General features: G+C 72.8%; 20 protein-coding genes. 4 read left to right on the top strand and 16 right to left on the bottom strand.

The features are described 5' to 3' along the window. Window positions 1-130 precede the first annotated feature (130 nt). Window positions 131-802: a dTDP-4-dehydrorhamnose 3,5-epimerase family protein gene (locus tag IE269_RS33995; protein ID WP_229898428.1), complete on the top strand. Its 672-nt coding sequence runs from the start codon at window positions 131-133 to the stop codon at window positions 800-802. On the opposite strand, the gene IE269_RS33990 is transcribed toward IE269_RS33995, so the two are convergent. Further along, on the bottom strand, window positions 793-2,202 hold the full coding sequence (locus tag IE269_RS33990; RefSeq protein ID WP_189827113.1) for an NDP-hexose 2,3-dehydratase family protein: 1,410 nt from the start codon (window positions 2,200-2,202) through the stop codon (window positions 793-795). The genes IE269_RS33995 and IE269_RS33990 overlap by 10 nt on opposite strands. Before the next feature lie 217 nt (window positions 2,203-2,419). On the opposite strand from IE269_RS33990, the gene IE269_RS33985 reads away from it, so the two are divergent. After that, window positions 2,420-3,424, top strand: coding sequence for a Gfo/Idh/MocA family protein (locus IE269_RS33985; RefSeq protein ID WP_189827112.1), 1,005 nt, complete (start codon window positions 2,420-2,422; stop codon window positions 3,422-3,424). 41 nt (window positions 3,425-3,465) lie between these two features. Here IE269_RS33985 and IE269_RS33980 read toward each other — a convergent pair whose 3' ends face one another. Next, window positions 3,466-4,410 carry an MBL fold metallo-hydrolase gene (locus IE269_RS33980; RefSeq protein ID WP_229898429.1) on the bottom strand — a complete coding sequence of 315 codons (945 nt, stop codon included), beginning with the start codon at window positions 4,408-4,410 and terminating at the stop codon, window positions 3,466-3,468. A 111-nt stretch (window positions 4,411-4,521) separates the two neighbouring features. Then, on the bottom strand, window positions 4,522-4,941 hold the full coding sequence (locus tag IE269_RS33975) for a nuclear transport factor 2 family protein (protein WP_189827111.1): 420 nt from the start codon (window positions 4,939-4,941) through the stop codon (window positions 4,522-4,524). A 229-nt stretch (window positions 4,942-5,170) separates the two neighbouring features. On the opposite strand from IE269_RS33975, the gene IE269_RS33970 reads away from it, so the two are divergent. Both IE269_RS33970 and IE269_RS33965 read left to right on the top strand, forming a co-directional pair. Further along, window positions 5,171-6,247 carry a serine hydrolase domain-containing protein gene (locus IE269_RS33970; RefSeq protein WP_229898430.1) on the top strand — a complete coding sequence of 359 codons (1,077 nt, stop codon included), beginning with the start codon at window positions 5,171-5,173 and terminating at the stop codon, window positions 6,245-6,247. A 10-nt stretch (window positions 6,248-6,257) separates the two neighbouring features. Beyond that, entirely contained in the window at window positions 6,258-7,034 is a 777-nt protein-coding gene (locus IE269_RS33965; protein ID WP_189827110.1) for an SDR family NAD(P)-dependent oxidoreductase, read from the top strand. A gap of 73 nt (window positions 7,035-7,107) precedes the next feature. On the opposite strand, the gene IE269_RS33960 is transcribed toward IE269_RS33965, so the two are convergent. The 13 genes from IE269_RS33960 to IE269_RS33900 form a co-directional block, all read right to left on the bottom strand. Beyond that, window positions 7,108-7,968 (bottom strand): class I SAM-dependent methyltransferase, encoded by an 861-nt coding sequence (locus tag IE269_RS33960; RefSeq protein ID WP_189827109.1) that lies wholly within the window; start codon window positions 7,966-7,968, stop codon window positions 7,108-7,110. 119 nt (window positions 7,969-8,087) lie between these two features. After that, window positions 8,088-8,777: a beta/alpha barrel domain-containing protein gene (locus tag IE269_RS33955; protein ID WP_189827108.1), complete on the bottom strand. Its 690-nt coding sequence runs from the start codon at window positions 8,775-8,777 to the stop codon at window positions 8,088-8,090. After that, complete coding sequence (locus IE269_RS33950; protein WP_189827107.1) at window positions 8,774-9,442, bottom strand: phosphoribosylanthranilate isomerase; 669 nt, start codon at window positions 9,440-9,442, stop codon at window positions 8,774-8,776. The genes IE269_RS33955 and IE269_RS33950 overlap by 4 nt, the downstream gene beginning before the upstream one ends. Beyond that, complete coding sequence (locus tag IE269_RS33945; protein WP_229898431.1) at window positions 9,442-10,227, bottom strand: transglutaminase-like domain-containing protein; 786 nt, start codon at window positions 10,225-10,227, stop codon at window positions 9,442-9,444. Before IE269_RS33945 ends, IE269_RS33950 begins: the two co-directional genes overlap by 1 nt. A 49-nt stretch (window positions 10,228-10,276) precedes the next feature. Then, entirely contained in the window at window positions 10,277-11,416 is a 1,140-nt protein-coding gene (locus IE269_RS33940) for an acyl-CoA dehydrogenase family protein (protein ID WP_189827106.1), read from the bottom strand. After that, window positions 11,416-11,790 (bottom strand): ectoine synthase, encoded by a 375-nt coding sequence (locus IE269_RS33935; protein WP_189827105.1) that lies wholly within the window; start codon window positions 11,788-11,790, stop codon window positions 11,416-11,418. The genes IE269_RS33940 and IE269_RS33935 overlap by 1 nt, the downstream gene beginning before the upstream one ends. Before the next feature lie 24 nt (window positions 11,791-11,814). Beyond that, complete coding sequence (gene trpA / locus IE269_RS33930) at window positions 11,815-12,654, bottom strand: tryptophan synthase subunit alpha (protein WP_189827104.1); 840 nt, start codon at window positions 12,652-12,654, stop codon at window positions 11,815-11,817. After that, on the bottom strand, window positions 12,647-13,684 hold the full coding sequence (locus IE269_RS33925) for an anthranilate phosphoribosyltransferase (protein WP_189827103.1): 1,038 nt from the start codon (window positions 13,682-13,684) through the stop codon (window positions 12,647-12,649). Before IE269_RS33925 ends, trpA begins: the two co-directional genes overlap by 8 nt. A 2-nt stretch (window positions 13,685-13,686) precedes the next feature. Continuing rightward, window positions 13,687-13,950, bottom strand: coding sequence for an acyl carrier protein (locus IE269_RS33920; protein WP_008404419.1), 264 nt, complete (start codon window positions 13,948-13,950; stop codon window positions 13,687-13,689). Between the two features lie 2 nt (window positions 13,951-13,952). After that, window positions 13,953-15,482, bottom strand: a complete 1,530-nt coding sequence (locus IE269_RS33915; protein ID WP_189827102.1) for an AMP-binding protein — start codon at window positions 15,480-15,482, stop codon at window positions 13,953-13,955. Window positions 15,483-15,649: 167 nt separating this feature from the next. Further along, window positions 15,650-15,913, bottom strand: a complete 264-nt coding sequence (locus IE269_RS33910; RefSeq protein ID WP_189827101.1) for an acyl carrier protein — start codon at window positions 15,911-15,913, stop codon at window positions 15,650-15,652. 115 nt (window positions 15,914-16,028) lie between these two features. Beyond that, on the bottom strand, window positions 16,029-17,294 hold the full coding sequence (locus tag IE269_RS33905; RefSeq protein WP_189827100.1) for a ketosynthase chain-length factor: 1,266 nt from the start codon (window positions 17,292-17,294) through the stop codon (window positions 16,029-16,031). Continuing rightward, window positions 17,291-18,556 carry a beta-ketoacyl-[acyl-carrier-protein] synthase family protein gene (locus IE269_RS33900; RefSeq protein ID WP_189827099.1) on the bottom strand — a complete coding sequence of 422 codons (1,266 nt, stop codon included), beginning with the start codon at window positions 18,554-18,556 and terminating at the stop codon, window positions 17,291-17,293. Before IE269_RS33900 ends, IE269_RS33905 begins: the two co-directional genes overlap by 4 nt. Between the last annotated feature and the right edge of the window lie 69 nt (window positions 18,557-18,625).

Raw genomic sequence — 18,625 nt, 5'->3', positions numbered from 1 at the left:
GATGGTCGGGGCAGCGGCCGCAGTACGGCTCGGGTGTCGCTGGAGCGGTCGGTGTCGACCGTGGCTCCAGGCGGGTGGCCCACGCTGGGGCGGTCCGCGGCTCCGCCGCCCGTCCCTGCCAGGAGGCCAGATGAAGACCGACGCGACCCATATGACTGACGCGACCGACGCGACCAGCGCGACCCCTGCCCGGGCTGCCGCCCCGATCACCGCGCGGGCGCTGGCAGTTGAGGGCGCCTTCGTGTTCACGCCCCAGGTGCACAGGGACGAGCGGGGGATCTTCACCTCCCCGCTCCAGGGCGAGGAGTTCGCCCGGACGGTCGGCCATCCGCTGCCCGTCGTGCAGACGAACCACAACCGGTCGGCGCGGGGGGTGCTGCGCGGGGTGCACTTCACGACCACTCCGCCCGGTCAGGCGAAGTACGTGCACTGCGCGGCGGGCCGGGCGCAGGACTTCGTGGTCGATCTCCGGCTGGGCTCCCCCACGTTCGGCGCGTGGGACACGGTGGCGATGGACACCGTGTCCTTCCGCTCGATCTACCTCCCGGTCGGGGTGGGGCACGCGTTCGTGGCGCTGGAGGACGACACGGTGATGTCCTATCTGGTGTCGTCCCCCTACCGCCCCGGCCTGGAGCAGTCCCTCGACCCGTTCGACGCGGAGCTCGCCCTGCCCTGGCCGAAGGAGCTCGCGCTGACGCTCTCCGAGCGGGACACGCACGCCGTCTCGCTGGCCGAGGCCCGCAGGCGGGGCATGCTGCCGCGGTACGAGGACTGCCTGAAGGTGACCGCCGGTTACGCGTGAGCCGCCGCCCCGACCGGCTCGGCCGCCGCGGTGGCGGGCAGGAAACCCAGCAGGGCCAGCAGGGTGCGCGCCTCGACGTTGAGATGGCCGCCGTGCCGGACGAACCCAATGAGCTGACGCACCGTCATCCATGTGTAGGCGGGCGGCACTTCGAGCGGAAAGTCCTCGTCCGTCTCGATGAGCGCGTAGCGGATGCGGGCGTGGTAAAAACGCCCGCCCTCCTCGGACTGCACGGTGTCGAAGCGGATCTGGTCGGGCCGGGCGGAGAGCACGGTGTCCAGGAACTCCAGCCGGGGCGCGGGCCCCTGGCCGTCCCGCGCGCCCGGCCCGTAGTCGGCCGGCTGGCACTGCACGGTGGGGGCGAGCTCCACGCGGGCCATCGCCGCCGTCTCCGTACGGGCCTGCACCAGCAGGTGCAGTGCCCCGTTGACCCGCTTGGCCAGGAAGGCGGCCACGCCCCGGCTGTTGGGCATGAGCATGGGCTGCGACCAGCCGGCCACCTCCCGGTGCGAGGCCTCCACCCGGACGCCGAGCACGGTGAAGTGACGGCCCGTGTCGTGCGTGACGACCCCCTCGTGCATCGTCCACCGGGCGGTGTCCGCGAGGGGGACGAGCCGGCGGGTGAGGGTGCAGCGCTCCTTGGCCCGGGCCAGGTGCCGCAGCAGCAGGGCGCTGCCGTGCAGCGGCCTGCCTTGCGGGTCCCAGGAGGCGGCGAGCGCACCGTGGAAGGAGTCGGGGTCGGCCGCTGCGGCCGGGGAGGGCGGGCGCAGGCCGACGGCGCCCGACAGGACCGTACGGGTGTCCATGTTGATCAGGTCGTCGATCTGCAGCAGTTCGGCGATCTGGTCGAAGGTCAGCCAGCAGAACCCCTCCAGGAGGGGGACGTCCTCGTCGGTCTGCACGATCATGTTGCGGTTGCGTTTGGCGAAGAACCAGGCCGCCTGCTCGGACTGGAGGGCGTCGCTGAGGACGCGGCCGCGGCCGGGGTCGAGGAAGTGCCCGAGGTAGGGCACCGGCCGTCCGCCGTGCACCCCGGTGTAGTTGCTCCGGGTGGCCTGCACGGTCGGGGAGAGCTGTACGGGGACCCAGTTGCCGGGCTCCATCTTCGCCTGGAGCAGGCAGTGCGGGACGCCGTGGAACTCCTTGACCAGGATGCCGAGCATGCCCTGTTCCGGCTGGACGAGGATCGGCTGCTGCCAGGCGTCCACGGCCCGTCCCGCTCGTTGGACGTCGAGTCCCTGGACGGAGAAGAAGCGTCCGCTGCGGTGGACCAGATTGCCGGTCCGCTCCTCGAGCGACCAGCCCTCCAGCCGGTCCAGGGGGACCTTCGTCACCTGGTGCGCCTGCGCCGCGCAGGCCTGGGCGAACCAGTGGTGGAATTCCGCCGTGCTGGAGAACATGCGGGCCCTCTCGTCGGGTCGGCCGCGACCGCCGCACGACCGCCCGTTCAGCGTCGGCGACGCCGCTCGGCCCCTTCTCGATCCGGGATCGAGAAGGGATCGAGCGGCCTCGGCCACCGTGGGTGGCGCCGGGCCGGGCGCACCCGCCGGGCCGCCGGCGAGACCCGGTGACCGACCCGGGCCCCGGGCCCGACCGAGGACGACTGGAGTCACCGCCATGGCTGTTCCCTCCGAGGCCGCCGGTGGGCCGCTGCGGCTGGGCGTGCTCGGCTGCGCCGGGTTCGCGCGCCGCCGCATGCTGCCCGCGATGGCCGCCCATCCCGGGGTACGCATCCGTGCCGTGGCCAGCAGGTCGGCGCAGCGGGCGGCGGCCACCGCGGCGCCGTTCGGGGCCAGGCCCGTCACCGGGTACCGGGAACTGCTCGCCGACCCCGCGCTGGACGCCGTGTACCTGCCGCTGCCGGCCGCGCTGCACGCCCACTGGGTGGAGGCGGCCCTGTCCGCGGGCAAACACGTACTGGCCGAGAAGCCGCTGACCACGGACCCGGAGCAGACCCGTGCGCTGCTGGCGCGGGCCCGCTCGCTCGGTCTGGTGCTGCACGAGAACACCCTCTTCGTCCACCACGGCCAGCACGCGGTGGTTCGCCGGCTGCTGGCCGAGGGGGCGATCGGCGAACTGCGCGCCCTGCACGCCGCGTTCACGGTGCCCGCGCTCGCGCCGGGGGACATCCGGTACGCCCCGGACCTGGGCGGCGGCTGCCTGGCCGACATCGGCCTGTACCCGGTGCGGGCCGCGGTGCACCTGCTCGGCACCGGGCTCGAAGTGGTCGGCGCGGTGCTGTCGTCGGCGGCGGGGCAGCGGGTGGAGACCTCCGGCGCGGCGCTGCTGCGCCGGGCGGACGGGGTGACGGCACAGCTGACCTTCGGGATGGAGCACGCCTACCGGTCGCGGTACGAACTGTGGGGCAGCGAGGGGCGGATCACGGTGGACCGGGCGTTCACCCCGGCCGCCGACCACCGTCCCGGGCTCCTGGTGGAGCGGGCGGACGGCATCGAGACGCTGACCCTGCCGGCCGAGGACCAGGCGGCGGCCGCCCTCACCGCCTTCGCCGATTCCGTACGCGACGGGAAGGACGGTGCGGGCAACGAGGCGGACCTGCTCGCCCAGGCGGACCTGCTCGCGCGGATCCGGCACACGGCGGGCCTCGGGGCCGTCGCCTGAGCGGCTGCGGGACCGGTCCGCTTCAAGTGGGCCGGGCAGGTTCAGGCGAGGCAGTGGGGCGGCCGTCCGTGGTACGCGATCATCTCGCCCAGCGCCTTCTCCATGACCGGCATCGGCAGAGCCTCTGCCGCCTCGGTGCCGGCCAGTTCCGCGAAGGCGCGGTGCAGATTGGGCACCAGGCGCTCGGAGTCCAGCAGGTCCGCGTACGGACCGAGATCGGCCTCCCGTGCGGTCTCCACCGGGGTGAGGCCCGCGGCACGGCCCTGCGCGGCGAGTTCCGCCACCCGGCGCAGATAGCCCTCGACGGTGTCGAACACCTCGGGGCCGCAGACGGGGCCGTGGCCGGGCACGACGGTGGTCGCGCCGAACGCGCGCAGCCGCTCCAGGGCCGCCAGGGAGCCCGCGAGCGATCCCATCAGGAAGAACGGGGTCACCCCCGACATCACCAGGTCCCCGGTGAACAGGACCTTCTGCTCGGGCAGCCACACGACGGAGTCGTTGGAGGTGTGGGCCCGCGGCCCCACGTGCACCACCTCCGCACGGACGGATCCGACGTGCAGGGTCAGCGCGTCCCGGAAGGTGAGGGCGGGCGGCACCAGCGTCAGGGTGCCCCAGTCCACGTCGGGCCACAGCCCCGTCAGATGCAGGCCCGAGGCGATCATCTCCGTCCGGGTGCGTTCGTGTCCGACGACCAGGGCCTCGGGGAAGAGGTGGTTGCCGAAGGCGTGGTCGCCGTGGAAGTGGGTGTTGACGACGGCCTGCGGGGCGGCCGGGGTCAGCCGCAGCGCCGCCCGGCGCAGGGCGCGGGCCCGGGACTCCGTGGCGACGGTGTCGACGAGGGCGCTGCGGCCCTCGGAGACGATCACTCCGGCGTTGTTCAGGCACCATCCGCCGGGCGGCTGGACGAAGGCGTGGACGCCGTCGGCGACCTCGGTGGTGCGGTCGGTCACGGGGGCGGGGACGACGGCGGGGGCGGGGTGCGGCACGGCGGGACTCCTCACGCGGGGCAACGGGCGCAGCGAGTCTGACCCCGGCCGCTCGCAGCGCGGTCGAAGGGCCGCTGACCGGGCGTTCCGCCCGGTGCCTCACCCGGTGCCTCAGAGGTGGTCGCCCCAACCGCCCTGGATCATGGTCTGGAAGACCCAGCGGCCGTCCTGCTTGATCAGTACGTCCGCGTAGCGCATGCGGTGCTCCTCGTCGTCCACGGTCGCGGTGCAGTCGGTGAAGACCACCGCCATCGCGGCGGAGAGGAAGACCGGGGTGCGGGTGGAGGCGAAGGACGCGCCCTCCCCCAGGACGTGCCGCATGGTCTCGACGAACTGCCTGCGCTCCCACTGCGCCGACCGTCCGTCGCCCCGGGAGTCGTCGCTGACGAGGTTGAGCGGGAAGACGGCCATGTCGGCCATCTCCTCGACGCGGCAGGAGGTGCAGTGGTCGTCGTAGGCGGCGAACCAGGCGTCGAGTGCGGCGAGTTCCTCGGCGGTCGCCGCGTATCCGGTGTCGACGGGAAGGATCACAAGGACACACCTCTCACGCTGATCAAGTTTGACTAGTGCAGTGACCAATCATACACATTCAGCGACGAAAACGAAGTCGATCATTCCGGCTGCCCGGTCGGACCGCCGCCCGACTGCCCCGCCACCCCGCCGCCGACAGCGCTCCGGCGAGGCTCAGGCGTACCTCCACGGGGCACCGCGAGGCTCGATCGGAAACGTAACGACCGCTACCCGATGGGGGTTTCGCGAGATGACGCAGACAACGGTCGGCCGACCGACGGTTTCACCTCTTCAGGAGGCTGTGCAGAAGGCGGCGGACCGCCTGGTGGAGGCGGGTGCGGGAGGCGTCCAGTTCCGCGTCGCACGCGGCAGCGAGGAGTTCGTCGTGACCTCGGGCCTCGCCGAGCTGGGCACCGACCGGCCGGTGCCGGCCGACGGGCGCTTCCGGATCTCCTGCATCACCAAGCCGTTCGTGGCGGTGGTGGTGCTCCAACTCGTCGCCGAGGGCAAGATCGTCCTCGACCGTACGGTGGAGAGCTACCTGCCCGGCCTGCTGCCGTACGGCGAGAAGATCACCATCCGCAACCTGCTGCAGCACACCAGCGGCCTGTACAACTACGCGGACTCCTTCCAGAAGCCGGGCGACCGGTTCCTGCGCGACCGCTACAAGGACTACGACCCCGCCGACCTGATCGCCATCGCGGCGGCCAAGCCGCTGGAGTTCGAGCCGGGCACCAAGTTCGCGTACTGCAACACGAATTACTTCATCATCGGCCTGCTCATCGACAAGGTCACCGGCCGGTCCTACCGCACCGAGATCACCGAGCGGGTCCTGGAGCCGCTGAAGCTGACCGAGACGGTGCTGCCGGGCCACGACCCGAACATCCCCGGCCCGCACGCGCGCGGCTACATGCAGATCGGCGGCGAGGCCGTCGACGTCACGCTGATGAACCCCTCCGAGGCCGGCTGCGCGGGCGAGATCATCTCCACCACCCGTGACCTGGACACCTTCTTCTCGGCCCTGTTCAGCGGGAAGCTGCTGAACGAGCCGGAGTTCAAGGAGATGACCACGCCGCTGCCCCCGGAGATGATCGAGAACCTCCCGATGGGCATCGGCTACGGCCTGGGCATCATGAAGCTGGCGAACGACAACGACCTCGACCTGTGGGGCCACGGCGCCGGCATCCCCGGCTACGCCACCCTCGCGGCCACCACCCAGGACCTGTCGGCGCGCTGCCAGCTGTCCTTCACCATCGGCGACAAGGACTTCGGCCCGGAGGCCGAGGAGGCCGTCATCCGCGGCGTCAACGTCGCCCTCTGCTCCTGAGATGCCGGAGATGGCACCGGTCGCACAGGACAAGGACAGGGACACGGACAGGGTCGTCGTCGTCACCGGCGGCGGCACCGGGATCGGCGCGGCCAGTGCGCGGGCGTTCGCGAAGGACGGCGCCCGGGTGCTGGTCGTCGGCCGGACCGAGGCGCGGCTGAAGGAGACCGCGGATGGCCACGAACGGATCAGCACGCTCGCCGTGGACCTCCACGACGAGGACGCGCCCCGTCGGGTCGTGCGGCGGGCGCTGGAGGAGTTCGGCCGCCTCGACGTGCTGGTCAACAACGCCGCCGTCACCTCCTTCGCGGGGCTCCAGGACCTGGAGCCGGACACCGTCCGCGAGCAGATCGGCACCAATCTGCTGGCCCCCGTCTTCCTCGCCCAGGCCGCCCTGGACGCCCTGGAGGAGACCAAGGGCGTGGTGGTCAACGTCAGTTCGGCCGGTTCGCTGGGCCGCCGGGCCTGGCCGGAGAACTCCGTCTACGGCATGGCCAAGGTCGCCCTCGACTTCCTCACCCGTACCTGGGCGGTGGAACTGGCACCGCGCGGCATCCGCTGCGTGGGCATCGCCCCCGGTGTCGTGGACACCGGCGTCGGGGTGCGGGCGGGCATGCCCGAGGACGCCTACCAGGGCTTCCTGGAGCAGATGTCCGCGCGCATTCCGGCCGGCCGGGTGGGCCGTCCCGAGGAAATCGCCTGGTGGATCGTGCAGTTGGCGCGGCCCGAGGCGGCGTACGCCAACGGCACCGTGCTGGCGGTGGACGGGGCGCTCTCGGTGACCTGAACAGGCTCTTACGCAGTTGCGCCCGGCCGGGATCTCCCGGCCGGGCGCAACTGCGTGGTGCCACTGCGGTCCGTCAGCGGGCGACGGTGGCCGTCACGTAGCGGACCGGGACGTCGATGCGGACGGGGCCGCCGTCCTCGCGCAGTGCTTCGAGGGCGTCGATCAGGCGCGTGCGCAGGGCGGCGGCCTCCGGGGCGGGCAGGTGCTGCCACAGCAGGCGCATGCCCTGCGTGTGCGACCAGTCGACCCACGCCTCGCCGGACACCGCCGTCATCCGGACGTTCTCGTCGGTGATCTGCACGTCGGTGAAGCCCGCCTTGTCCAGGGCGGCCACCAGGTCCGCGGGAACCTCCAGCCAGGAGTGCAGCTGGCGGTGCAGCTGATCGGGGTGCCAGGCCGCGGGCAGATGCTCCAGCAGGGACATCGGGATCAGCTCGGTGAACATCGGCGGCAGGAAGGGGAAGGTGTCGCGGGTGAAGACGGGGCTGGTGAAGGCGACACGGCCGCCGTCCCGCAGCAGCGCGGCGTAGCGGGCGAGCGCCGCACGGGCGTCCGGCAGGAAGATCACGCTGTAGCTGCCGAGCACCAAGTCGAAGGATCGGTCCGGGAGTTCGGGGTACTCGCCGTCCATGACGCGCAGCTCGACGTTGCCCAGCCCCCGGCGTTCGGCCTGCCGGCCGGCCTCCTCGATCATCGCCGGTGCGATGTCGATGCCCAGCGCCGAGCCCTGCGGTCCGATCAGTGCGGCGGCGGGCAGCAGGGTGGCGCCGAGACCGCAGCCGACGTCCAGCAGTCGCTGGCCCGGCCGCGGGGCGGCCAGTTCCACCAGCCTGCGGCCCATGGGCGTGAAGAACTCCACGCCCAGCCGGTCGTAGGTCGCCGCGGCCTCGTTGAAGGCGTCGGTGACTTTCGTCTTGTACAGGGCGCTGTCCACGGGCAACTCCGGAAGTCGAGGTGGGGTGTTGGGGCCATCGTGCACAGCGCGGCACAAGGCGTGCTGGAGCGCCTGTACAGGCCTGCTCGATGCCGTACAGCCGTCAGGGGTACGGGAGTTCAGGCGCGGGCCGCGTCCAGCTCCGCGCACCACTGGCTCAGGCTGGGCGTGCCGAGCAGGCCGGTGCCGATCAGCAGTCCCGTGAACCCGGCGTCCAGCAGGGCGGCGGCGCGGCCCGGGTCGGTGATGCCTCCTGCGCTCACCGCGCACCGGGTGCCGGTCGCCAGGACGGCGGGCAGCAGGTCCGTACTGCGCCCGAGGTCCCCGGGGAAGCGTTCCCGGGTGGTGATGTCCTTGTTGTTGACGGCGACCACGCAGTCGGGACCGGGCGCCACCCTGGCGGCCTCGGCCTCGTCGGCGATCTCCACGAAGGGGGTCAGCCCGAGCTCCAGGGCGTGGTCGGCCAGCCGGGCCAGGACGCCCGCGGGCAGCAGCCTGGCGGTCAGGAGCACCGCCGAGGCGCCGAGGTCGCGGGTGCGTACGAGCTGGCTGCGACTGGTGACGAAGTCCTTGCGCAGCAAAGGCAGTCGGGTGAGTGCGGCGACCTCGGCGAGCAGGTCCTCGGTGCCGCCGAACCAGTGTCCGGTGACCACCGAGATGCACGGGGCGCCCGCCCGTTCGTAGCGGGCGACGATCTCGGCGACGGTCCGGCCGCCCAGCAGGTCGTTGCCGTCGGCGTCCTGGCGTTTGACCTCCATGATCACCGGGCGGTGTGCGGAGGCGAGCGCGTCGGCGAAGGTCAGGGTCACGGTGTCCTCCAGGCGCGGACCAGGTCCGCCGTCCGGGCCGCGTCGAGCAGGCCGTCGTCGTCCCGGGCGGCGGAGTCCACGTCGATGCCGCAGAAGCGCGGGTCGGCGAGGACGGCGTCGAACAGGTGCCGGTTGTCCGGGCGCAGGCCGCCCGCGAGCAGGAAGGGGCGGGTGGTGCGCCGGGCGAGGTCGGCCGCCGCACGGTCGTCCAGGGTGTGCGCGGTGCTGCCCACCCGTCCGTCGGCGGTGGCCGCGTCCAGCAGGAACAGGTCGGTTCCGGCGCGTTCGTAGGCCGGGATCAGGCTCGCCTCCGGGCAGGAGGTGCCGTGTACGTGCAACACCTTGACCAGGCTCACCCGCGCCGGGAGTTGGGCGCGCAGGGCGCGGACCAGGGCGGGGCGCTGGTAGCCGTGCAGCTGGATCCAGTCGATGCCGCTGTCGACGGCGGTACGGGCCAGGGTGTGGGCCTGGGAGGCGAAGGTGACCAGGACCGACCGCAGCCGGCCGGTGGCGCGGGCCTCGGCGGTCAGTCGGGCCAGGCGCGGGGCCGACAGGTCCGCGCGGCCGCCGGGCACTCCGTGCCACAGGCCCACCAGGTCCGCGCCCGCCTCGGCGACGGCCCGCACCTCGTGTTCGGTTCTGGCGCCGCAGATCTTGACGAGCACTACGCCGTCGCCGCCGTGCCGTGGGCCTCACGTGTTCCGTGGGCCTCCCGGGTGTTGTGGGCGCCCTGCGTGTTGTGGGCGTCCCGCGTGTCGTGGGCGTCCCGCACCAGGGAGCCGCCCGCGAAGCGCGGGCTGTCGTCGGGGAAGAGTCCCGGGTGCTGGGCCCGCAGATCGGCGATGATCCAGTCGTACGGCAGGTCGTCGTACTCCCCGTGGACGCGCAGGAACTCCATCTGCCGGCGGCCCTGTTCGTCGAAGGGGTGCAGATGGCTGTCGGCCGTTCCGTCGAACTCCAGGGGAGCCATCCGGTAGAGCCGGCACAGGGTCCGGTTGAAGACCGGGGTGGCCTTCACCCAGCGGCCCTCCAGGTGCACGGAGGTCAGGGCGTGCTGGTGGAACACGTCGCCGCCGAGCAGCTGCTTGAGCCGGTCGGAGGCGAGGTGGTTGCGTACGTCGGTGAGCACCAGGCGGGCCGGAATGCCGAGGGAGCGCAGGCCCGCGGCGTACAGCACGGACTTGTGCATGCACATGCCGGAGCCGCCGGTCGCCACCCGGCTGGCGCGCAGTCCCTCGCGGGACAGGTCGGCCCCGTACACCTCGTAGCGGATGCCGTCGCGGACCGCGTAGTACAGCGCCACCGCCTGCTCAATGGGGCTGGCGGCCGCCGGGACCGCGTCGCGGACGAAGGCGCGGACCTCGGCGCTCTCGTGGTCGATGAACTCGGTCGCGGCCAGGGTCTCGGCGGCCGGGGTCGCGGCGGCCACGGGTTCCGGTGGGGGATTCATGGGGGACGTCATCCGTTTCTGTCGGATCAGTGTTACTGCCGTACGGGTGTCACAGTCCGAGCATCGAGGCGATGCGGTTGCGCTGGATCTCGGAGGTGCCGGAGTAGATGGTGGAGGCGACGGAGTTGCGCAGTTCCTTCTCGATGCCGTACTCGGCCATGTAGCCGTTGCCGCCGAAGATCTGTACGGCGCCGAGTGCGGAGGCGACGTTGGCCTCGCTGACGACGAGCTTGGCGATGGCCACCTCCCTGGCGGCGTTCTCGCCCGCGGCGAGCTTGCGCGCGGCGCTGAACAGCCAGTGGCGGGCGCTCTCCAGGCCGATCTCCATGTCGACGATCCGGTGGGAGACGGCCTGGTGGGAGCCGATCGGCCGGCCGAACTGGGTACGGGTGCGGGCGTAGTCGAGGCAGCGCTCCAGCCGGTCGCGCATCTCCCCCGTGTTGACGGCGAAGGAGCACAGGATCTCCCAGCGCATCACGTGGTCCAGGACCAGGAAGCCGCCCCCCGTCCGGCCGAGCACCCGCGAGGCGGGGACGCGGCAGTCGTCGAGGAACAGCTCGCCCAGCGGCGAGGTGCGCAGCCCCATCTTGGGGATCGGTCTGCCGAAGGACAGGCCCGGGGTGTCGCGGTCCAGCAGGAAGGCGGTGATGCTGAGCGGGCCCGGACGGTCGCTGGTGCGGGCGTAGACGGTGATCAGGTCGGCGACGGGCCCGTTGCTGACGAACGCCTTGCTGCCGTTGAGGACGAAGGAGTCCCCGTCGCGCACCGCGCGGGTGCGCATGGCCAGGGCGTCGGAGCCGCTGTCCGGCTCCGTGATGGCGTGCGCGCCGATGAGCTCTCCGGTGCACAGCCGGGGCAGGTAGCGCTCCTTGAGCTCCTGCGAGCCGAAGCGTTGCAGGGGTACGCCGGTGCTGACCATGTGGCTGGTCACGGAGAAGTTCAGTCCGGCGTCGCGGCAGCCCTCGCCCAGGCCCTCCAGTACGTAGACGGTGGTGAGCAGGTCCTGGCCGAGCCCGCCGAGGCTCTCCTCGAAGGGCAGGCCGAGGATGCCGGTGGCGCGCAGCAGGTCCCACTGCTCCCGGGGGAATTCCGCCCGGGAGTCGCGTTCGACGTGTCCGTCGCTGATCTTGCCCAGCAGCGGCTGGAGGCTCGCTCTCAGCCGCTGCTGGTCCTGGCTCCACGTCGTCATCAGTACTGGGAGAACTCGGGTGCGTCGAGGTTGTGGACTTCGTCGCCCTGGAGCGCCGGGGTGAACACGCAGACCAGGCGCAGGTCCTCGTGCGGGCTGGCGATCAGCCAGTGCGCGTCGTGCTTGTCGAGGGCGTAGAGGGTGCCCGGGGTGATGGGGTGCGAGTCGCCCGCGGTGTCGACGACCTCGCCGCTGCCGTCGATGCAGTAGCAGGCTTCCAGGTGACGGCGGTACTCCAGGCGGGACTTGGTGCCGGCCCGCACGACCGTGTCGGTGACGGTGTAGCCGAGACCGTCGGAGGCGGTGAGGAAACGGCGGCTGGTGCCGTTGCCCCAGTCGACACTGCGGACGTCGTCGTGCTTACGGATGATCATGACGGGCTTCCTTTCGCGGATGGGTCAGACGGACGGACGGCGCAGTTCCCGTACGAAGGAGGCGAACTCCTCGACGGGGTCGCGCCCCTCATGGATGGCTTGTTCGATCCGGGCGACGCCGGCGCTGCCGACGACCGCCGCGTCCGCGCCGATGCGGCCCAGCGCGGCGATGTCCGCGCCGGTGCGCACGCCGAAGCCGACCGCGACCGGAAGGGCGGTCTCGGCGCGCAACGCGGCGAGCGCGGCGGCCAGTTGATCGGGCCCGGCCGTGGCGGACGTACCGCTGCGGCCGTAGTGGGCGACCAGGTAGACGTACGCGGAGGCCTGGCGGGCGGCGGCGGAGACGGTCTGCGGGCCGGAGACGGCGTAGCAGGTGGTGACGAGCGGCAGCCCGGTCTCGTGTGCCGACTCGACGTGGGCGGCGCGCAGTCGGGGCGGCAGTCCGTGCAGCAGCAGCGCGTCGCAGCCCGCGTCGGCCACGGACCGGTGGAAGTCCCCGAGGTCGCTGTCCTTGACGCTGTGGCTCCAGTCTGCGAGCAGCGCGATGCGCAGCCGGCGCAGGCCTGGCCGGACGGCGGCGACGGCGTCGAGCACGGCCGCGAGGGTGGCCCCGCCGGCCAGTGCCCGGTCGGCGGAGCGGCGGATCACCGGCCCGTCGGTGGCCGAGTGGGGGAAGGGGACGGCGAGTTCCAGGCAGTCGACGCCCTGTTCGTCGAGCATCGCGACGAGTTCGGGCAGCCGGGCCAGCGGGGGGTCGCCGGCGTTGACGAACACGGCCAGTCCCGGCCGCCCCGGGTCGCGCCCGGCGAAGAATCCGGGCCGGGCGTCGGGGTACGGGGCTGCGACCGGCAAGGGCTCAGGCATGTGCGGCCTCCAGGGACCGCAGCCGCTCCAGCCGGTCGAGGGCAGCGCCGCTGCGCAGGACGTCGTCGGCGGCGGCCAGCGCCTGGTGCCAGTCGCCGGTCTGCCGGCCGGCCACGGCGAGCGCCGCGGCGTTGAGGCAGACCGTCTGGTGCGCCGCCGCGTTGCCCCGCCCGGCGAGCACGTCGAGGAAGAGTGCGGCGCTGCCCTCCACCCCGCCGTCGGGCACGGCGAGGTCGGCCAGCTCTCCGGCGCCCAGCCCGAGCGGCCGGGGGCTGAGCGTGAACTCCGTGTCCGCCCCGTCCTCGTAGGCGTGGACGGTGTTGGCGGTGAAGGCGAGCAGCTCGTCGGCACCGGCGTCGTTGACGGCCAGCCAGACGGTCCGCCCGGTGCGCGAGGCGTACGAGGCGGCGTGCCCCAGCCCCTCCAGGTGCCGGGGCCGGGAGACGCCGGTGACCTGGGTGCCGGTGGGGATGCCGGCGAGGAACGGCCCGAGCGTGTTGACGAAGGGTCCGAGGGCCCGCAGGTCGAGCGGTGCCACCGCCCGTGCGAGCAGGGCGATCTCCGGCGGGTAGACGAACAGGCCCGCGAAGGCGATGCCGCAGTGCTCGAGGACGGTGTGCGTCTGCGCGTGGGAGGTGGTCGGCGTGATGCCGAGCCGGGTGAGCAGGTCCAGGGAGCCGCAGCGGCTCGTGTACGCCCGGGAGCCGGTCTTGACGACGGGGACGCCCATGGCGGCGGCGACGAGGGCGGCCGCCGTGGAGATGTTGAACGTGGCGGGGCCGCCGCCGGTGCCGACGATGTTGACGGCTCCGGCGAAGTCGCCGGCGGGCGCCGTCGGGCGGCGCTCGTCCAGCGACTCCAGCAGCGCGTGCAGGGTCGCCCGGCCGGGCATCTCGGTGGACAGCGAGGCGAGGAGGGCCGCGGCCTCTCCGCGCAGCAGACCACCGCTGTGCAGCCGGTCCCAGAACGACCGCCACACCGGCAGTTCCACGGGGACGCGGCCGATGAGCGAGACGACGGCCTCGTGCATGGCTACACGGCCCCCGCGCTGCGGGGTGCGAACCGCTCGACGAACGCGGTGATCGCCGCGACGGTGGTGAAGGAGTCCGGGTCGAGGTCGACGGTGTCGGCGTCGATGCCGTAGCGGTCCTCCAGCCAGGCGATCACCTTGAGCAGCCCGAGGCTGTCGACGACTCCGTTCTCCAGGAGGTCGTAGTCGTCGGCCAGTTCGGCTGCGGGCACGTCGGGCAGGAACTCCTCGACGATGAACGCCTTCACTGCCTGGGCATGGATCATGGTCAGTTCTCCTTGGTGAGAGTGGCCCGGGCGGCGAGACCGCGGTCGACCTTGCCGGTCGAGGTCCTGGGCAGGGGGTCGTCGGTGATGCGCAGGGCCGTGGGAACGGCCGCGCGCGGCAGCCGACGAGCCAGGTGCCCGCGCAGCGTCAGGCTGTGGAGGCCGGAGCCCGCGGCGCGCCGCACGACGGCGTGCAGCAGGTGTCCGGCGCCGGCGTCCGCCACGGCCAGTACGGCCGCCTCGGTGACGTGGGGGTGGGCGAGCAGGACGCTCTCCACCTCCTGGGCGTTGACCCGGACACCGCGCACCTTGACCTGGTGGTCGGTGCGCCCTTCGAGGGTGAGGGTGCCGTCCGGGTGCCGGCGCACCAGGTCGCCGGTGCGGAAGTACGGGCGTGCTCCCCCGCCCGGCGGGGGCGGGACGAAGACCGGGGCGGCGGCGGCCGCCCCGAGGTAGCCGTCGGTCTGGAAGGGGGTGGAGACCAGGAGTTCACCGGTGCCCGCTCCTTCGACGACGTGTCCCCGTACGTCGACGAGACGGTGCTCGACGCCGGTCAGGGGGCGGCCGAGCGGGAGCGGGGCGCGGCTCTCGGCGCGGGCGTCGCGCACCTCGTACCAGAAGCTGTCGTTGGTCTCGGTGCACCCGTAGACGTTGTGGAGCCGGGCGGCGGGCATCAGGTCCGGCAGTCCGGCCAGCAGCGGGCCCGGCATGGTGTCGCCGGTGAAGACCGCGTGGCGCACCCCCGTCAGCGTCCGTCCGGTGCCTTGTGCCGCTTCGGTGAGCAGCCGGTAGAGCAGGGGGACCCCCTGGACGACCTCGGGCCGGTGGGTGTCGAGCAGGTCCAGCAGGCGGGGGCCGTTCAGGGCCTGTTCGGCGTCGACGAGGACGACCCGGCCGCCGTGGGCGAGGGTGGTCCAGACGTCGAGGAGGCACAGGTCGAAGTTGAGCGGGGCGTAGTTGAGGACGGTGGTGCCGGGCCCGATGCCGAAGGCGTCGGCGGCCCAGTGGACGAACGCGCCGATGCCCTCGACGCCCAGGGGCACGATCTTGGGCGCTCCGGTGGAGCCCGAGGTGGTCAGCAGGAGGGCGGGCCGGCCGTTGGGCTGCTGTGCGTCGGTGGGCACCAGGTGTCCGGTCGGGGGTACGTCGTCGGCCTCGGCCGCGTCCAGTACCTCGCCCACCCCGGCCTCGGCGTACAGCCGCTCCAGGGCGTCGGCACCGAGGGTGGCCGAGGGCAGCAGGACGGTGCGGCGTTCCAGCAGGCAGGCCAGGACCAGCGCGACGGTGTCGGGAGACTTCACGGCGAGGGCCGCGACCGGGGCGTCGCCGGGCGTCGCGCGCAGCCGGGCGCGCTGTTCGCGCACACGGTGCAGCAGCGTGCCGTAGCTGGTCTCCGTGTCGCGCCAGACCAGGGCCGTGGCGTGCGGGGTGCGGCGGGCGTGCGCGAGGAAGCCCTCGGCCGGTCCGGGCGCGTACCCTGCGGGTGCGCCCCGGGTGTGTGCGGTCTCCGCCGTGTTCACGCTGCTGCCCACAGCCCCTCCCCCTGTCCGTGTCGTCTGCGTCGTCTGCGTCGTCTGCGTCGTCTGCGTCGTCTGCGTCGTCTGCGTTCGATGGTGGTGATCCGCTCTGGAGAGCGGATCGAGCCCCGCTGCACCCGGGGCGCCCCGGCACGGGCGGGACCCGGGCCGGGGCCCGTGCGTCAGACGGCGGCGCGCGCGTTCAGCGCCTGGTTGACGACCTCCAGGTACTGGCCCGGGGTGCGGGCCTCGGAGACGGCCTCCTCGTCCAGGACCACCTCCCACTGACGCTCGATCAGGCCCGTGGTCTGCAGCAGGGCCAGCGAGTCGTAGCCGAGGTCGTCGAAGGGGACGTCCGTGATCTCGCCGTCCAGGTCCACGCCTTCGTCGGCGCCGGCGGACTCGCGCAGCAGGGCGGTCAGGTCGGTGATTTCGAACCGGGTCATGGTGATGCCTCGTTTCTGTGGGTGCGTGAATCCGTGCGGTGCACGGCGGTGGGGGGTGAAGTTGTCCGCGTACGGCGGTGGGGGTGACGTTGTCCGCGTACGGCGATCCGCTGTCTCAGGCCCGGACCACGGCCGCGGCGTTGAACCCGCCCCGGCCGCGCGCCAGCACCAGTGCCGTCCGCAGCCGGACCCCGGTGCGCGGGGCGCCGGTGACCAGGTCCAGGGGGCAGTCGTCGGCCGGGCGGTCGGTGCCGGTGGTGGGCGGGATCACCTGGTCGCGCAGCGAGAACAGGGCCGCCGCCAGGTCGAGGGAGGACCCTCCGGCGGAGAGCCGGCCGGTCATGGTCTTGGGGGCGGTGACGGGTACGCCCCGCTCGCCGAACAGCGCGCAGATCGCCTGTGCCTCGGCGCGGTCGGCGGCGCGCTCGCCCGCGGCGTCGGCGAAGACCACGTCGACCTCCTCGGGCGTCAACCCGGCGTCTGCCAGGGCGAGTTCGGCCGCCGCACCGAGTCTGCTGCCGCCGGTCTCCGGGGGCGGGTCGAAGGTGGCGGCGTACCCGGCGATCGACCCGTACACCCGGGCTCCCCGGTCGCGGGCGCTGCGCGCGTCCTCCAGCACCAGCAGGGCGCCGCCCTCACCGGGTACGTAGCCGTCGGCGTCGGCGGAGAAGGGCAGGAAGGCACGGTCGGGGTCGTTGCTCGTACTCATGCGGCCCTCGGCGACGTGGGCGACCCAGCCCCACGGGCACAGGGCGGAGTCGACGCCGCCGGTGACCACCAGCGAGGAGCCCTTGCGCAGTTGGCGGCGGGCGTGCGCCACGGCGTCGAGCCCGCCCGCCTGTTCGGTGACCAGGACGCCGCTGGCGCCGCGCAGTCCGTGCAGGATGGAGATCTGGCCGGTGTTGACGGCGTAGAACCAGGCGAAGGACTGGTAGGCGCTGACGTGCTGGCCGCCCCGGCTCCACAGGGCCTGAAGTTCGCGCTGACCGAATTCGAAGCCTCCGGCGGAGCTGGCGGTGACCACCCCTGCCGCGTACGCGGGCAGGTCCGCCGGGTCGACCTCGGCGTCGTCCAGCGCCTCCTTGGCGACCGCCAGGTTCAGTCGCGTCACCTGGTCGGTCTGGGCCAGCAGCCTGCTGCGTACGTGGTCCTCGGCGACGAAGCCGGGCACTTCGCCCGCGAGGCGGACGGGGTAGCTCGTCGCGTCGAAGCGGGTCAGCGGCCGGATGCCGTTCTCGCCGCGCAGGACGGCGTCCCACCAGGCGCGGGCGCCGAGCCCGTTGGGGGCGGCGACGCCGATTCCGGTGACCACGGCCGTCGGGCGCTGTGGTGTGTCCCGGTGGGCCTCGCGGGGGCGGTCGAGAGTGGTCGCGTCGCTCATGCGGTGACTCCCAGGTGCGGGCGGGTCAGGATCATGGCGCTCTGGAATCCGCCGAAGCCGCTGCCCACGGTGAGCACCGTGCCGGTGGGCTGTTCGCGGGCCACCAAGGGGGTGTAGTCCAGGTCGCACGCGGGGTCGGGCTCGTGCAGGTTGGCGGTGGGGGGCACGACGTCGTGGGCGATGGCCAGGGCGCTGGCGGCCACTTCCAGGGAGCCGATGGCCCCCAGGGAGTGGCCGATCATCGACTTGATGGAGCTGATCGGCACCTCGTGGGCGCGCTGTCCCAGGGCGCGCTTGAAGGCCGCCGTCTCGTGCCGGTCGTTCTGCTTGGTGCCGGAGCCGTGGGCGTTGATGTAGTCGACGGCGCCGGCGTCGAGCCGGGCCTCGTCCAGGGCAGCGGTGATGGCCTCGGCCATCTCCACGCCGTCGGTGCGCAGTCCGGTCATGTGGTAGGCGTTGCTGCGGCTGGCGAAGCCGGATATCTCGGCGTAGACCTGTGCGCCTCGGCGGCGGGCGTGCTCCAGCTCCTCGATGACCAGGACGGCGGCCCCTTCGCCGAGCACGAACCCGTTGCGGGTGCGGTCGAAGGGCCGCGAGGCGGTCTCGGGTTCGTCGTTGCGCGGGCTGGTGGCCTTGATCGCGTCGAAGCAGGCCACGGTGATCGGGGAGATCGGTGCCTCGGTGGCACCGGTGATCATGACGTCGGCGCTGCCCTCGCGGATCAGTTCCACGGCGTGGCCGACGGAGTCCAGGCCCGAGGTGCAGCCGGTGGACACCAGCGACACCGGCCCCTGGGCCCCGGCCAGCCGGGCCACTTCGGCCGCCATCGAGCTGGGCACGAAGTAGTCGAAGAGGTGCGGTACGGCCCGGGTGTGGTCCAGCACCCAGTCCGCGCCGTTGCGGCTCACCTGTGCGTACTGCACGTCCAGGCCGGTGGTGCAGCCGACCGCACTGCCCAGGGTGACGCCGGTGCGCAGCGCGTCGAGTTCGCCGGTCAGCCCGCTGTCGGCGAGTGCTTCCGCGGTGCTGACCAGCGCGAACTGGGTGGCCCGGTCGAGGCGTTCGCTCTCGGCGGGGGTGAATCCGTGGTCGGCGGGGTCGAAGTCCGCCTCCGCGGCGATACGGGAACGGAACTGCGCCGGGTCGAACAAGGTGATGCCCCGGGTGGCGGTGCGGCCGGAGGTGAGTACCGACCAGAACTCCTTGGTGCCCACGCCGCCGGGTGCGACCACGCCGATTCCGGTGATCACGACGCGCCTCATCGGCTTTCCTTCACTGTTTCTCTCCAGAGGTCACGGCGACAGCGCGGATCGCTGCCGCAGGGGGGAACC

The sequence above is a fragment of the Streptomyces spiroverticillatus genome, from assembly GCA_014650415.1.
Lineage (GTDB): Bacteria > Actinomycetota > Actinomycetes > Streptomycetales > Streptomycetaceae > Streptomyces > Streptomyces spiroverticillatus.
The sequence above is the reverse complement of the archived record's forward strand: the minus strand, read 5'-3'. Positions and strand labels throughout refer to the sequence as shown.